This is a genomic window from Ciceribacter sp. T2.26MG-112.2, assembly GCF_900492205.1.
GTDB lineage: Bacteria > Pseudomonadota > Alphaproteobacteria > Rhizobiales > Rhizobiaceae > Allorhizobium > Allorhizobium naphthalenivorans_A.
The window spans coordinates 183,764-198,669 of the sequence record NZ_UEYQ01000005.1 but is presented as its reverse complement, the minus strand read 5'-3'; the positions used below and the strand labels follow the sequence as shown (position 1 = coordinate 198,669).

12 protein-coding genes are annotated in these 14,906 nt (G+C 64.6%); 6 read left to right on the top strand and 6 right to left on the bottom strand.

Features of this window, described 5'->3' with window-relative positions; all coding sequences use genetic code 11:
- Positions 1-55: 55 nt before the first annotated feature.
- The gene (gltA, locus tag DYZ14_RS10610) at positions 56-1,345 is read left to right on the top strand and encodes a citrate synthase (protein ID WP_154720642.1); all 1,290 of its coding nucleotides are present in this window, start codon (positions 56-58) and stop codon (positions 1,343-1,345) included.
- Between the two features lie 90 nt (positions 1,346-1,435).
- Here the strand turns inward: gltA and DYZ14_RS10605 are convergent, their stop codons facing one another.
- Positions 1,436-4,066, bottom strand: coding sequence for a cation-translocating P-type ATPase (locus tag DYZ14_RS10605; RefSeq protein ID WP_232365502.1), 2,631 nt, complete (start codon positions 4,064-4,066; stop codon positions 1,436-1,438).
- 285 nt (positions 4,067-4,351) lie between these two features.
- Between DYZ14_RS10605 and DYZ14_RS10600 the strand changes: the two genes are divergently transcribed.
- Genes DYZ14_RS10600 through DYZ14_RS10580 form a run of 5 tightly spaced genes read left to right on the top strand, consistent with a single transcriptional unit; the run spans position 4,352 to position 9,815 of the window.
- Complete coding sequence (locus DYZ14_RS10600; RefSeq protein ID WP_154720640.1) at positions 4,352-6,241, top strand: peptidylprolyl isomerase; 1,890 nt, start codon at positions 4,352-4,354, stop codon at positions 6,239-6,241.
- Positions 6,242-6,261: 20 nt separating this feature from the next.
- Positions 6,262-7,284, top strand: a complete 1,023-nt coding sequence (gene trpD / locus DYZ14_RS10595; RefSeq protein ID WP_154720639.1) for an anthranilate phosphoribosyltransferase — start codon at positions 6,262-6,264, stop codon at positions 7,282-7,284.
- A gap of 9 nt (positions 7,285-7,293) precedes the next feature.
- On the top strand, positions 7,294-8,106 hold the full coding sequence (gene trpC, locus DYZ14_RS10590; RefSeq protein ID WP_154720638.1) for an indole-3-glycerol phosphate synthase TrpC: 813 nt from the start codon (positions 7,294-7,296) through the stop codon (positions 8,104-8,106).
- Positions 8,106-8,591, top strand: coding sequence for a cyclic pyranopterin monophosphate synthase MoaC (gene moaC / locus DYZ14_RS10585; protein ID WP_154720637.1), 486 nt, complete (start codon positions 8,106-8,108; stop codon positions 8,589-8,591). Before trpC ends, moaC begins: the two co-directional genes overlap by 1 nt.
- Positions 8,592-9,815 (top strand): molybdopterin molybdotransferase MoeA, encoded by a 1,224-nt coding sequence (locus DYZ14_RS10580; protein ID WP_154720636.1) that lies wholly within the window; start codon positions 8,592-8,594, stop codon positions 9,813-9,815.
- Between the two features lie 127 nt (positions 9,816-9,942).
- On the opposite strand, the gene DYZ14_RS10575 is transcribed toward DYZ14_RS10580, so the two are convergent.
- From DYZ14_RS10575 to DYZ14_RS10555, 5 genes are all read right to left on the bottom strand, one after another.
- Positions 9,943-10,476, bottom strand: coding sequence for a DUF992 domain-containing protein (locus DYZ14_RS10575; protein ID WP_154720635.1), 534 nt, complete (start codon positions 10,474-10,476; stop codon positions 9,943-9,945).
- Positions 10,477-10,691: 215 nt separating this feature from the next.
- Entirely contained in the window at positions 10,692-12,329 is a 1,638-nt protein-coding gene (locus tag DYZ14_RS10570; protein WP_269749445.1) for a CTP synthase, read from the bottom strand.
- A gap of 134 nt (positions 12,330-12,463) precedes the next feature.
- Positions 12,464-12,889, bottom strand: a complete 426-nt coding sequence (gene secG, locus DYZ14_RS10565; RefSeq protein WP_154720633.1) for a preprotein translocase subunit SecG — start codon at positions 12,887-12,889, stop codon at positions 12,464-12,466.
- Between the two features lie 103 nt (positions 12,890-12,992).
- Positions 12,993-13,766: a triose-phosphate isomerase gene (gene tpiA, locus DYZ14_RS10560; protein WP_154720632.1), complete on the bottom strand. Its 774-nt coding sequence runs from the start codon at positions 13,764-13,766 to the stop codon at positions 12,993-12,995.
- Between the two features lie 160 nt (positions 13,767-13,926).
- Positions 13,927-14,814, bottom strand: a complete 888-nt coding sequence (locus tag DYZ14_RS10555) for an alpha/beta hydrolase (RefSeq protein ID WP_154720631.1) — start codon at positions 14,812-14,814, stop codon at positions 13,927-13,929.
- Positions 14,815-14,906: the final 92 nt, after the last annotated feature.

Sequence of the window (14,906 nt, the reverse complement as noted above, 5' to 3'; positions counted from 1 at the left end):
CGCTTAACCCCAGGCGCCCTTTCGGACGCCTAACCGCCAATTCCGGAGGATTAGCATGACGGACAAAAGCGCTTCTTTGAATCTCGGGGAAAAGACGGTCGAATTGACTGTCAAGGCCGGCACGATCGGCCCGGAGGTCATCGACATCGGCACCCTCTACAAACACACCGGCGCATTTACCTATGACCCGGGCTTCACCTCCACGGCGTCCTGCGAATCCAAGATCACCTATATCGACGGCGACGAAGGCGTTCTGCTGCACCGCGGTTACCCGATCGAGCAACTCGCCGAGAAGGGCGACTTCCTCGAAGTCTGCTACCTGCTGCTCTACGGCGAACTGCCGACGGCTGCCCAGAAGAAGGATTTCGACTATCGCGTCACGCACCACACCATGGTGCATGAGCAGATGAGCAAGTTCTTCACCGGCTTCCGCCGCGACGCTCATCCGATGGCCGTCATGGTCGGCACCGTCGGCGCGCTCTCGGCCTTCTACCACGACTCGACCGACATCACCGATCCGCACCAGCGCATGGTCGCCTCGCTGCGGATGATCGCCAAGATGCCGACGATCGCCGCCATGGCCTACAAGTACCATATCGGCCAGCCCTTCGTTTACCCGAAGAACGATCTCGACTACGCCGCGAACTTCCTGCGCATGTGCTTCGCGGTTCCCTGCGACGAATACAAGGTGAACCCGGTTCTCGCCCGCGCCATGGACCGCATCTTCATCCTGCATGCCGACCATGAACAGAACGCCTCGACCTCGACCGTGCGTCTCGCCGGTTCGTCGGGCGCCAACCCGTTCGCCTGCATCGCGGCCGGTATCGCCTGCCTCTGGGGCCCGGCCCATGGCGGCGCCAACGAGGCGGCCCTCAACATGCTGCAGGAGATCGGCACCGTCGATCGTATTCCGGAATACATCGCCCGCGCCAAGGACAAGAACGACCCCTTCCGCCTGATGGGCTTTGGCCACCGCGTCTACAAGAACTACGACCCGCGCGCCAAGATCATGCAGAAGACCATGTACGAAGTGCTGGAAGCCACCGGCCATTCGGACGATCCGCTGATGCAGGTGGCGCTCGAGCTCGAGAAGATCGCGCTCAACGACCCCTACTTCAAGGAAAAGAAGCTCTACCCGAACGTCGACTTCTATTCGGGTATCACCTTGCGTGCGCTCGGCTTCCCCACGACCATGTTCACCGTTCTTTTCGCGCTCGCCCGCACCGTCGGCTGGATCGCCCAGTGGAACGAAATGATCGAGGACCCGCAGCAGCGCATCGGCCGCCCGCGCCAGCTCTACACCGGCGCTCCGCAGCGCGAATACGTTCCGGTCTCGCAGCGCTAAGCGCGGCAAGTCCCGCAAGCAGGAAGGCCGGCGGATGCATTCCGCCGGCCTTTTTCTATGCGTCGTCCGACGACAGCGAACAAGCCCGGCTCAGGGGCGCGCCAGAAGCTGCCGGCGGTAAATGATCTTCTCGACCTCGCTCACCAAAAGCAGGACCGAGGCCAGCGCCGCCAGCAGCAGCCATTCCTCGAGCGCGATCGGCGTGATCCCGAGGAGATCGTTCAGGCCGGGCACATACATCGCTCCGAGATGCAGGGCCTGCGACCCGACGATGCCCACCAGGAGAAATGGATTGGAGGCGAGCGATTGGCGGAACACCGACCGTCGCTCGGAGCGACTGTTGATGCATTGGAAGTTCTCGAACAGCACGAACAGCACCAGCAGCAGATTGCGCGCGGTGAATTCGCTGACCCCCGTCGAGATCAGCCAGTAGAACAGTGCAAAGCCGCCGACACCCATCAGCAGGGTGGCGACCACGATGCGACGGATCATCAAGGGGTCGAACAGCGATTCCTCCGGCTTGCGCACCGGCCGCGTCAACTCGTCACCCTCCGCCGGCTCGGTCACCAGGGCGATGTCCTGCACGCCGTTGGTCACCAGGTTCAGCCAGAGCAGTTGCACCGCGGTGAGCGGCATCGGCGTGCCGAGGATCATCGCCAGCAGGAAGAGCAGAACTTCGGCCGCCCCCGTCGACACCAGCATGAAGACCACCTTGCGGATATTGCTGTAGGCGACCCGGCCCTCGCGGATGCCGGCGACGATGGAAGCGAAATTGTCGTCGGTCAGGATGATGTCGGCGCTCTCCTTGGCGACATCCGTTCCGGCCCGGCCCATTGCCACCCCGACATGGGCGTGCTTCAGCGCCGGCGCGTCGTTCACCCCGTCGCCGGTCACCGCCACGTAGTGACCGTTGCGCGCCAGCGAGCGAACGATGGCGAGCTTGTGGTCGGGTTTGACCCGGGCAAACACCCGCACATGCCGGGTCAGGTCGTCGAGAGCCGGTTCGCCTGCGGCGATCGCGGCTGCAACCTCCTCGCCGGTCGCGACATCGCCGGGCGCGAAGGTCAGCCCGGCTTCGCGGGCGATCGCGGTTGCGGTACGGGGGTCGTCGCCGGTGATCACCACCACTTCGATGCCGGCTGTGCGGCAGGCGGCGAGCGCGGCCGGCACTTCCGGCCTGATCGGGTCCTGCATGCCGGCAAAACCGAGAAAGCAGAGGTCGATGAGCATGTGGTCGCCGTAATCGCCGTTTCCCGCATGCGCCATTCGCCCCTCGGCGAAAGCCAGAACCCGGAGCCCCTCGCGTGCCATCGCGTCCATTTGACGATGCAACAGCTCGTGATCGAGCGGCACTGCATGGTCGCCGACCTGCATCGTGCCGCACATGGTCGCCAGCATTTCCGGCGCACCCTTGACGAAGATGTGCAGATGCTCCTCGTCCAAATGGAAGGAGGCGGCATATTTCAGTTCCGGCTCGTACGGAATGAGCTTCGCCAGGCGGTATTTCTCCATGAGCTCGCCCTTGCTGAGCCCACCCTTGTGGGCCGCGGCCAAGAGCGCGACATCCACCGTATCCCCCATCGGATCGAAACCGCCGCCATCCGTGCGGCCGAGTTCGCCCTCGTTCGGCAGGGTCGCCGCTCGCAAGAGGCGCTTTACCGCCAGGCTCGGATGGTCGCGTTCGCCCTCATGGTTTCGAATGCCGCCCGCCGTCGGATCGACGCCGGTGTCGAACAGCCAATGGCTCCCGTCCGGCAGCCGGATATCGGTCACGGTCAGTTCGTTGAGCGTCAGCGTGCCGGTCTTGTCGGTGGCGATCATGGTGCAGGAGCCGAGCGATTCGACCGCCGGCAGATTGCGCACCACCACATTGACCTTGGACATGCGGCGCATGCTTATGGCGAGCGCCACGGTGATCGCAATCGGCAGGCCCTCCGGAATGGCGCTGACCGCAAGCCCGATCGACATGGTAAGCAATTCGCCGAGCGCCATCTGGCGCCACAGGCCCACGGCAATGAGGAAGACGATGGCCACACCGACCGCAACGGCGATCAGCCGGGTGAAATCCTCCATGCGGATCATCAGCGGTGGCTTGGCGCTGGAACGCTCCTGAATTGCGCCGGCGATCCGGCCGAGTTCCGTCTGGCGGCCGGTGGCGAACACCAGGCCACGGGCCCTGCCACGCGTCACGATCGTGCCGGCATAGACCGTGTCTCCCTCCTCCTTCGCTACCGCCCGCGATTCGCCGGTGTGGGCGGCCTCGTCGCATTGCAGTCCGTTGGCCTCGACCAGACGGATATCGGCCGGAACGCGCTCGCCGGATTCGAGCATGACGAGATCGTCGGGCACCAGCCCCGCCGCATCAATCACCCGGCGCTGGCCGTCGCGAATGACCGTCGCGTGCGGCTGCTCCAAGGCGCGCAGCGCCTCGGCCGACTTGCCGGCCGAGTATTCCTGGATCGCCCCGACGATGCCGTTGACCATCAGCACGACGGCGATGAAGATTGCGTCGGTGATCTCGCTGATCAGCATCGACAGGGCTGCCGACGCCATCAGGATGTAGATCAGCGGACTGAGGAATTGCAGCGCAAGAACCTTGAGGAAGGACGGGCTGGCGGGCACGGGCAGACGGTTTTCGCCAAATCTCTCCAGCGCTCGTCCGGCTTCAACACTGGTCAGTCCGGTCACGCCCAGCCCCACCTCGCCCGTGGCACTATCCATCGCTGCCATTCCTACCCCGCCTTGTCGACCATCTGAACGTCGCCAGTATTTTGTTGTACCCGATATTGATGCCGATGCTATTGCGACAATATGAAAATCGGAACGCGCCGGGTTCGTGCGCGCCCACCGCCAGTCTGAACCGGGCTCGATCGGCCCCTGAGAACCACCGGTGCGTCGGCCGGCGCCTTTTCGCCGAACACGCCTTCATTTCCGCCACGGTTTGTTCTAAGGAACATCAACCGCTTCGCCGTCTGCGAAGAGCTGAAATAAGGTGATTGAGTTCCGATGCTGGAAGTTCTGAGAAAAGGCGCCCGTACGCTGGTCGCGAAAATGCTGATGCTCTTGCTTGTCGCGTCCTTCGGGATCTGGGGCATTTCTGCGTCGCTCTTCAACACGGCAACGGACACAGTCATCAGCGTCGGCGACCAGAAGGTCTCCGCCAGCGAGTTCAGCCTGGCCTACCAGCGCCAGCTTGCCGAACTCGGCCGCCGTTTCGGCCAGCAATTGACCACGGAGCAGGCGAAAGCCCTCGGTGTGCCGAGCCAGGTCTATGCCCAACTGGCCGCCGGCGCGGCATTGGACCAGCTGTCGCAGGACATGAATCTCGGCTTGTCCAAGGACCGCCTGGCCGAGCTTATCGCCGAAGACCCGGCCTTCAAGAGCGAAACCGGTCAGTTCGACCGCAATCTCTTCACCACCCGACTTCGCAATGCCGGCCTGCGTGAAGACGACTACATTCTCGAACGCTCCAAGGTGGCGATGCGCAGCCAGATCGTCGAGGCGACGTCGGATGGCTTTCTCGCGCCCAAGACCCTCATCGATGCACTGAAAGCCTATCGCAACCAGACCCGCGATGTGAGCTACCTGCTGCTGACCAATGCCAATATCGATCCGATCAAGGCGCCCGACGAGGCGACGCTTGCCGCCTGGTTCGAGACGGTCAAGGCCCGCTACCGTGCGCCCGAATACCGCAGCTTTGCCTATGTGAAGCTCGAGCCCTCCGACATCGCCGACAAGGCGGCGATTTCCGACGAAGCGATCCGTCAGGACTATGAGGCCCGCAAGAAGACCTACGAGATCGCCGGCACCCGGACGATCGAACAGCTGAGCTTCGAAACCCGAGAGATGGCCGAGGCAGCCTTGGCCGAACTGAAGTCCGGCATGAGCTTCGACCAGCTGGTCGCCGATCAGGGCAAGACCGCAAGCGATGTGCTGCTCGGCGAGTTTTCGCGCGACAAGCTTCCCGATCCCGTGCTCGCGGATGCCGCCTTCGCCGTGACGGCGGAAGGCGCGACGACCGATGTCGTCGATGGCGCGCTGGGCCCCGTCATCCTGCGCGTGACCAATATCAAGGAAGGCCGGACTCGCACCCTTGACGAGGTAAAGGAGGAGATCCGCGAAGCACTGGCGGAAGCGGCAGCGATGGAGGACATTGCCACCGTCCATGACCAGTTCGAGGACCTGCGGGCCGGCGGCTCGACGCTCGAAGAAGCGGCAACCCAGCTCAACCTGAAGCCGTTCATCGTCAAGGCGTCGGATCGCAACGGCAAGGACGAAAACGAAGCGGACGTGCCAAACCTGCCGGAGCGTGACGCCCTGCTGGCCGAGGTCTTCCAGACCGACGTCGGCGTCGAGGCGCTGCCGGTCAACATCGGCAATGACGGCTTCATCTGGCTCGAAGTGAAGGACATCGTCGCCGAGCGTGACCGCACCCTCGAAGAAGTCCGGGAAAAGGCGGCGGCCGACTGGACGGCGGAGCAACAGAAGATTGCGCTGGGCGCAAAGGCCGAGGGCCTCAAGGAGCGGGCGGCCAAGGGCGAGACGCTGGACGCGATCGCCGGCGAACTCGGAATTGCAGTCGAATTCAAGGTCGGCATCCGTCGCCAGACGGAAGACGCGGTGCTCGGCCCAGCCGCGGTGACGGCGGCCTTTGGCGGCGCTGTCGGCATGGTCGCAAGTGCGCCGGGCGCAGACCCGGAGACGCAGATCCTTCTCAAGGTGACGGACGTGAAGGACCAGCCTTCGACCGACGCCCTCGGAAACGAGGACGCCCAGATCGCCGAAATCGCCAATGCCGCCGGTGACGACATTCTCGACCAGATGGTCAATCGCCTGCAGGACGACTATGGCGTGACGATCAACCAGCAGCTCGCCGAACAGGCCATGGTACGCTAAGGACGGGGGAGCCAAGAAACATGTCCGGTCTGAAGCCCTACATCGCCAAGGTCGCCACGCGCCAGGCCCTCACCCGTGAGGAGGCGAGTGGCGCATTCGAAGTGCTGATGTCGGGCGAAGCCAGCATGGCCCAGATCGGCGGCTTCCTGATGGCGCTCAGGGTGCGCGGTGAGACCGTCGACGAGATCGCCGGCGCGGTTTCGGTCATGCGCTCCAAGATGGTCAAGGTGGAAGCGCCGGCCGGTGCTATCGACATCGTCGGCACCGGCGGTGACGGCACCAATACCTATAACATCTCGACGCTCGCCGCGCTGATCGTCGCTGGTGCCGGTGTGCCCGTCGCCAAGCACGGCAACCGCGCCTTGAGCTCGAAGTCTGGCGCCGCCGACAGCCTGTCGGCGCTCGGCGTCCGCCTCGACATCGATCCGGATACCATTGCGCGTTGCATTCGCGAAGCGGGCATCGGCTTCATGTTCGCGCAGCTCCATCACCCCGCCATGCGCCATGTCGGCCCGGCGAGGGTCGAGCTCGGCACCCGCACCATCTTCAATATCGTCGGTCCGCTGACGAGCCCCGCCAGCGTCACGCGCCAGCTGTTCGGCGTCTACTCGCCGGAATGGTTGCTGCCGGGCGCGGAGGCCTTGCGCGACCTCGGACTGGAGAGCGCCTGGGTCGTCCATGGCAGCGGTCTCGACGAGGTGACCACCACCGGCCCGACGCAGGTCGCGGCACTGAAGAATGGCGAGATCACCACCTTCGAGCTGACGCCGGAGGATTTCGGTGTGCCGACCGTACCGCTCGACGCCATCAGGGGCGGCGACGGCGAGGTCAATGCCGCGGCGCTCCGCGAAGTGCTGTCCGGCGCCCGCAATGCCTACCGCGATGTTTCGCTGTGCAACGCCGCCGCCGCGCTGATCGTCGCCGGCAAGGCGGACACCGTTCGCGAAGGCATGGAGCTGGCCAGCCATTCCATCGACAGCGGCGCTGCCGCTAGGGCGCTCGACACGCTGATCACCGTTTCCAACCAGGCACCACGGGACTAAGACAGAGCCATGGCGGACATCCTCAAGCGTATCGAAACCTACAAGCGCGAGGAGATCGCAGCTGCCAAGGCCGCCCGCTCGCTTGCAGACCTGAAGGCACGGGCCGCCGAACAGCCTGCCCCGCGCGGCTTCCTGCGTGCGCTGTCGAAACGCCGTGAGGCCGGCGAATTCGGGCTGATCGCCGAGATCAAGAAGGCAAGCCCCTCCAAGGGCCTGATTCGCCCGGATTTCGACCCGCCGGCGCTGGCGGCCGCTTATGAGGCGGGCGGTGCCGCGTGCCTGTCCGTGCTGACCGACGGCCCGAGCTTCGAGGGTTCGCTCGAATATCTGGTCCAGGCCCGTGCCGCCTGCGCCCTTCCGGCGCTGCGCAAGGATTTCATGTTCGACACCTACCAGGTGCACGAGGCGCGCGCCTATGGCGCCGACTGTATCCTGTTGATCATGGCCTCGCTTTCAAACGACGAGGCAAGACGCCTCGAAGACGAGGCCTTCGGCCTCGGCATGGACGTGCTCATCGAAGTGCATGACGAGGAAGAACTCGAACGCGCCGTCAAGCTGGCTTCGCCGATGATCGGCATCAACAATCGCAATCTTCGCACCTTCGAGGTCAGCCTCTCCGTCAGCGAACGCCTGGCCGCCATGGTCCCGTCCGACCGTCTGCTGGTCGGGGAGAGCGGGATCTTCACCTTTGACGACTGCAAGCGCCTTGAAGCCTGCGGGATCACCACCTTCCTCGTCGGTGAAAGCCTGATGCGCCAGCAGGATGTCGCCGCCGCAACGCGCTTCCTCTTGACCGGACAACCTCCGGCACAGGTCGCGTGATGGGTACGCTCACCCATATCAACGCCGCGGGCGAGGCGCATATGGTCGATGTCGGCGACAAGGCCGAGACCGCGCGCAGCGCCACAGCCGAGGGCCATGTCAGGATGGCGGCCGCCACCCTGGAACTGATCCGCTCCGGCAATGCCAAGAAGGGCGACGTGATCGCCACGGCCCGCATAGCCGGCATCATGGCGGCCAAGCAGACCTCGAATCTCATCCCCCTCTGCCATCCCTTGATGCTCACCAAGGTCACGGTCGATATCGAGGAAGACTTTAACCTTCCCGGCCTGCGCGTCACAGCCACTGCCAAGCTGACCGGCAAGACCGGCGTCGAGATGGAGGCGCTGACCGCCGTCTCGGTGGCCTGCCTGACCATCTACGACATGGCCAAGGCCGCCGACAAGGCGATGGAAATCGGCGGCATCAGGCTCATGGAGAAGACCGGCGGCAAGTCGGGAACCTTCCGCCACCCGGAGGCATTTTGAATGGCCCTGCTCGCGGTCGAAGATGCCCAGGAGACACTGCTCAAGACGGCTGTGCCGGTCTCCCGGCGCGAGACCCTCAAGCTCGACGCGGCCGACGGAAGGGTGCTGGCCAGGGACATCCAGGCCCGACTGACGCAGCCGCCGTTCGACGCATCCGCCATGGACGGCTATGCACTGCGCGCCGCCGACGCGCCCGAGCCCGGTGCGACCCTCAAAGTGATCGGAACGTCCGCGGCCGGTCACGGCTTTGCCGGCACGGTCGGTCCGGGTGAGACGGTACGCATATTCACCGGCGCTCCGGTGCCCGCCGGCGCCGATACGGTGCTGATCCAGGAGGATGCGGAGAAGCTGGAAGGCCATGCCATCCGCACCACCTTCGCGGTGACCAAAGGCCGCCATATCCGGCCGCGCGGACAGGATTTCGCCGAAGGCGAGACAGTGCTGACGGCCGGTACCAGGCTCGATTTCAGCCGGCTCATGCTGATCGCGGCGATGAACCACGAAAGCGTCGAGGTCTTCGCCCGACCGCTTGTCGCGATCCTCGCGACCGGCGACGAGCTCGTGCCGCCCGGCACTCCGCCAGGGCCCCACCAGATCATCGGCTCCAACACCTTCGGCATTGGCGCGCTTGTGCGCCAGGCGGGCGCCGACGTGATCGATCTGGGTATCGTACCCGACAATCGCGACCGCATCACTGCAGCGATCGACAAGGCCCGCGCGGCCCACGCCGATGTCCTCGTCACACTGGGCGGCGCATCGGTCGGCGACCATGACCTCGTGCAGTCGACGCTTCTCGCCGCCGGTATGCGGCTCGATTTCTGGAAGATCGCCATGCGGCCAGGAAAGCCGCTGATGGTCGGCGAGCTCGACGGCATGCATGTGCTCGGCCTGCCCGGCAATCCGGTTTCATCGATGGTCTGCGGCCTGCTCTTCCTCGAGCCGCTGCTCGCCCGGCTGTCCGGCCGACCCGCCATTTCGCGCCTTGCCATGGCCCGCACCGCGACCGCCCTGCCCGCCAATGACAAGCGTCAGGACTATCTGCGGGCACGGCTGTCGCGCGATGCCGATGGCAGCCTTCTGGCAGAGAGCTACGGCAAGCAGGATTCTTCGATGATGAAGATCTTCGCCCAGTCCGACTGCCTGATCGTGCGCCCGCCGCATGCACCGGAACTGCCGGTCGGCGCCGAGACCGCCGTGCTGTTGCTGCGGCCCTTGGAGAACTGATCGGAACGCTCTGGTCTCCTAGCAGAACGGCCGGCGAAGGCCGGCCGTTCTGATTTCTGAGCCGTTCCACGGCTTCGCCGCTGCAATCGATTCACTGGATCGATTGCTCCGCTTCGCGGATCGCGGCTCACCCCTCCGGCGTCAACGTGACGGAAGTGCCGGTGGCGGCGAGGTTGAGGCCGAGCTGGCCGGTGACGCTCACCGTCTGCAGGTGGATCGAGCCGGCGGTGCCGCCGACGAGGATATTGGCGCCGATGCCGGCGCCGAGCGTCGCTTCCGCGCTCGCACCCTGATAGAGACCACCGAGCGAGCCATGATGATAGCCGGCGGTCGGAGCAAACACCGCCCAGACGAGCTTGGAGCGTGTGGTGAAGCCGACATCGACGCCCATCTTGCGGATCGTGCCGGAATAGCGGTCGAGCGCCTCGCCGCCCATGGCCGAGGAGAAGACGCAGTCCGCCTGCTTGGCCGAGCCCAGCACATAGCCGACGCCGCCGGCGACATCACACGTCAGATAGCCGATCTTGACGCCGCCAACCCGATCGGTCTCCTGATAGGTCGGAACCGGATCGCGTGCCGTGACCATGTCGGCGGAAACCGCCATCCCGGCAGAGGTCAGCACGGGCAGAGCGGCGATCGCCATGGTGATAATCTTCTTCATCGCTGAATTCCTTTTTGTCTTCACATTGTCCGCCCGGGCCGCTTGGCCGACGCAGGAGCGGAGCTTGGTGAACGCGCGTGTCGAAAGAATGATCCAATCACGGCGGCACAGCGGCGGACCGTTCCTTGTCCTCGAAGGTAACGGGCGCACCCATCCCTCAACGACGAAACCCGGCGTTTCCGCCGGGCTCGCACAGAAGAAGGAGGCTCTTGGTCTCAGACCAGCCGGCTCTGCTCCACGGCAGCTTCGATGAAGCTGGCGAACAGGGGATGCGGCTCGAGCGGGCGGGACTTGAGCTCTGGGTGGTACTGCACGCCGATGAACCACGGATGGTCCGGGTATTCGACGGTTTCCGGCAGAAGGCCATCGGGCGACATGCCGGAGAACACCAGCCCGCAGGCTTCGAGGCGGTCCTTGTAGTCGACATTGACCTCGTAGCGGTGGCGGTGGCGCTCGGAGATTTCCGTCGAGCCGTAGATCTCGGCGATCTTGGTGCCCTTCTTCAGGGCCGCCTTGTAGGCGCCGAGACGCATGGTGCCGCCGAGGTCGCCGGATGCGGCGCGCTTTTCCAGCTGGTTGCCCTTCATCCACTCGGTCATCAGGCCAACCACCGGCTCCTCGGTCTTGCCGAATTCGGTGGAGGAGGCCTTTTCGATGCCGGCGAGATGGCGGGCGGCTTCGACGACAGCCATCTGCATGCCGAAGCAGATGCCGAAATACGGCACCCTGTGTTCACGGGCGAACTGGGCGGCGTGGATCTTGCCTTCCGAGCCGCGCTCACCGAAGCCGCCGGGAACCAGGATGCCGTTGACCTTTTCGAGATAAGGCGCCGGGTCTTCCTTTTCGAAGACTTCCGACTCGATCCATTCGAGCTTGACCTTGACGCGGTTGGCGATGCCGCCGTGATAGAGCGCCTCGATCAACGACTTGTAGGCGTCCTTGAGGCCCGTGTACTTGCCGACGATGGCAATGGTCACCTCGCCTTCCGGCGTGCGGATGCGGTTACAGACCTCTTCCCACTGGTCGAGGCGGGGCTTTGGCGCCGGCTCGATGCCGAAGGCAGCCAGAACCTCGTTGTCGAGGCCTTCCTTGTGATAGGCCATCGGCACGTCGTAGATATTGGCGACGTCGAGCGCCTGGATGACGGCGGACGCCCGCACATTGCAGAACAGCGACAGCTTGCGGCGTTCGGCTTCCGGGATCTCGCGGTCGGCGCGCACAAGCAGGATGTCGGGATGAATGCCGAGCGCCTGCAGTTCCTTGACCGAATGCTGGGTCGGCTTGGTCTTCAGCTCGCCGGCGGCCGGGATATAGGGCATGAGGGTCAGGTGGACGTAGACGGCGGTGCCGCGCGGCAGGTCGTTGCCGAGCTGGCGGATCGCCTCCATGAACGGCATGGCCTCGATGTCGCCCACCGTCCCGCCGATCTCGCAGATGACGAAATCATAGTCTTCGTTGCCTTCGACGACGAAATCCTTGATCTCATTGGTGACGTGCGGGATGACCTGCACGGTGGCGCCGAGATAGTCGCCGCGCCGCTCCTTGTCGATGATGTTCTTGTAGATCCGACCCGTGGTGATGTTGTCGGTCTTGGTGGCCGAACGCCCCGTGAAGCGTTCGTAATGACCGAGGTCGAGGTCCGTCTCGGCGCCGTCATCGGTCACGAAAACCTCACCGTGCTGGGTGGGGCTCATGGTGCCGGGATCGACGTTGAGATAGGGGTCCAGCTTGCGCAGACGAACGCGGTAACCGCGGGCCTGCAGCAAAGCTCCGAGTGCCGCGGCCGCAATTCCTTTGCCAAGAGAGGAAACCACGCCGCCAGTGATGAATACATATCGCGCCATGGGCTTCACCGGATACCGTTTCGAAATTGATTCCGCCAGCCCCAAATGGGATTCTTCCCACTTTTTTCTTAAGCGGGGCGGAATATGCACAAAAGAAAACCGGCGGACCCGAGAGCCCGCCGGAGCGATGAGAAGTCAGGCGATCAGTTGCCGGTGGGTACGGCGTTCGGATCGGCCTTGGGGGCGGCCGGTGCCGGTACGCCCGCACCGTTGGCGGCAGGTGCGGCTGCACCATTGGCGGCCGGTGCCGGCGTGGTCGCCGGAGCGGCACCCGGAAGCTGGTCGAGCACGTTGCCGCCCGGAACCGCCGTTCCGGCCGGGATGCGGTCGAGAATGTCGGTCGGCTTCGCTTCGTAGCGGGCGAGAAGGCCCAGGCCCAGCGAGGTGATGAAGAACAGCGTCGCAAGGATCGCCGTGGTGCGGGTCAGCGCATTGGCCGTGCCGCGCGCCGACATGAAGCCGGAGCCCCCGCCGACACCGAGGCCGCCGCCTTCGGAACGCTGGATCAGAACGACGCCGACAAGCGCCAGCACGATCATGAGATGAATGACAATCAATACGGTCTGCATGAATTTTCCACCTGCCCGAAAGGGGCACAATCAATCGGTTGGCCGCTCTTTACATGAGAGGCCACGGCAAAGGAAGCCCTGAACGGTCGCACCCACCGCCTTTTCAGGCGGTAAGTTCCTCATAGACGCGGTATATGGCGAGGAAATCGGAGGCTTTCAAGCTGGCCCCGCCGATCAGCGCGCCGTCGACATTGGCGACGCCCATCAGTTCCTTCGCGTTGGACGGCTTGACCGAACCGCCATAGAGGATGCGCATCTTCTGGCCTTCCGCACCGAAGCGCTTGACGAGTTCGGTGCGCATGAAGGCATGGGCCTCCTCGACGTCGGTTACGGTCGGGGTGAGCCCCGTGCCGATCGCCCAGACCGGCTCGTAGGCGATCACGGTGTTTTCGGCGGTGGCGACGTCGGGCAGCGAGCCGGAGAGCTGGCGCTTGAGAATGTCCAGCGTCTGGCCGGCCTTGCGCTCGTCGGCCGTCTCGCCGATGCAGACGATCGCGGTCAGTTCGCTGGCATAGGCAGCCTCGGCCTTCGCCCGCACCAGATGGTCGGTCTCGGCATGGTCGGTGCGGCGCTCGGAATGGCCGACGATCACATAGGTGCCGAAGCAGTCGGCGATCATTTCGGCCGAGATATCGCCGGTATGGGCGCCCGAAGCGTTCTGGTGGCAATCCTGCGCGCCGATCGCCAGCGGGCTGTCGTCGCAGAGCGCGGTCGCCACATAGAGCAGCGTCGCCGGCGGGCAGATCAGCGTCTCGACCTTTTCCGAAAGCGGGCCTTTGACGCCCTCGGCCATCGCCTTGATCTGGTCAAGCGAGGCACGCGTGCCGTTCATCTTCCAGTTACCCGCGACAAGCGGACGGACATTCGGTGTCGTCATGGTCAAAACCCACCCCAGCTACGTTAGGCCGGACCTAGCAAATCGAGGGGGAGATGAAAAGCGCGGCGGCTCCGATTCGCCTGCGAATCGGGCGATATGGTGAAAATCCGACGCGATATTGCGGCATAAATTAGCAAAGCCTGTGCGCGGGCACCCATCTTCACCGCGCAGCCAGCAGCCAGTTGAGGATCGAGCGCCAGTCACTCATGCGCACCGGCGTACCGTGCGAGCCGGTCTCGAACAGGGTGAAGCGGGTCGGATAGCCGGCCTTGTGCAGCCGGTCGTAGAGGGCGATCTGGTCGGCTGGCGCATAGACGCTGTCACGGCTGCCATGGGTGAAGAAAACCGGCAGTTTCGCCTTGTGCGCGGCGCTGCCGATGAAGGACGGATCCGTTGCGCCGCCGAGAATGGCAAGGCCGGCGAGATGGGAGACCGTGTGGGCATCGCGGGCAGCACCCCAGCAGATGAAGCTGCCCATGGAGGCGCAGGCGAGCACCACCGGCCGCCCGGGAGAGCGGGCGGCAGCATGGGCGATCAGGCCGGATACGGCAGCGACGCCAGCTTCGTCGAAGGACGGCACCGAGGGGGCGTAGTAGACGCCGCCGTTCTTCACCGCGAGATTCTTCAGCCGGTTGAAATTACCGCCGAACGAGACATCGTTGATGCCGAGCCGCCGGTCGCCGCCGCGGCCGTGGATGAAGATCACGGTGAAGGCGGCACCCTCGGCCTGGCCGACGCGGGCGACCTCCAGATTGCCGGAGGGCAGTTGCAGCGTCTCGTTGGCCTGCTGGCGCTTGACGCCGAGATCGACATACTTCGATTTCACCCGCCGCTCGGGGATCTGGTCGCGGCCGTTGATGTCGCGCAGTTCCTGGTAGTCGATCACCTCGAAATCGCCGCCGTCGCGGCTTTCCAGGACGATCGGCTGAGAAAACAGCGCATCCTTGAACGGCTGCAAAGCCTCGCCGCTGGCCGGGCCGGCGGCGAGCGCGCCGAGAAGCCCGCACAAAACGGCGGCCTTGCGGAAATGAGCTGTGGACATCTGCATCGAAGCGGGGTCTCCTTCCGGGATCGGGCCTTGCCTTCGCCCAAGCCGGAACGCAAAGCTTGGCCGACACGAGAAGGTTTGAACGAATTCCT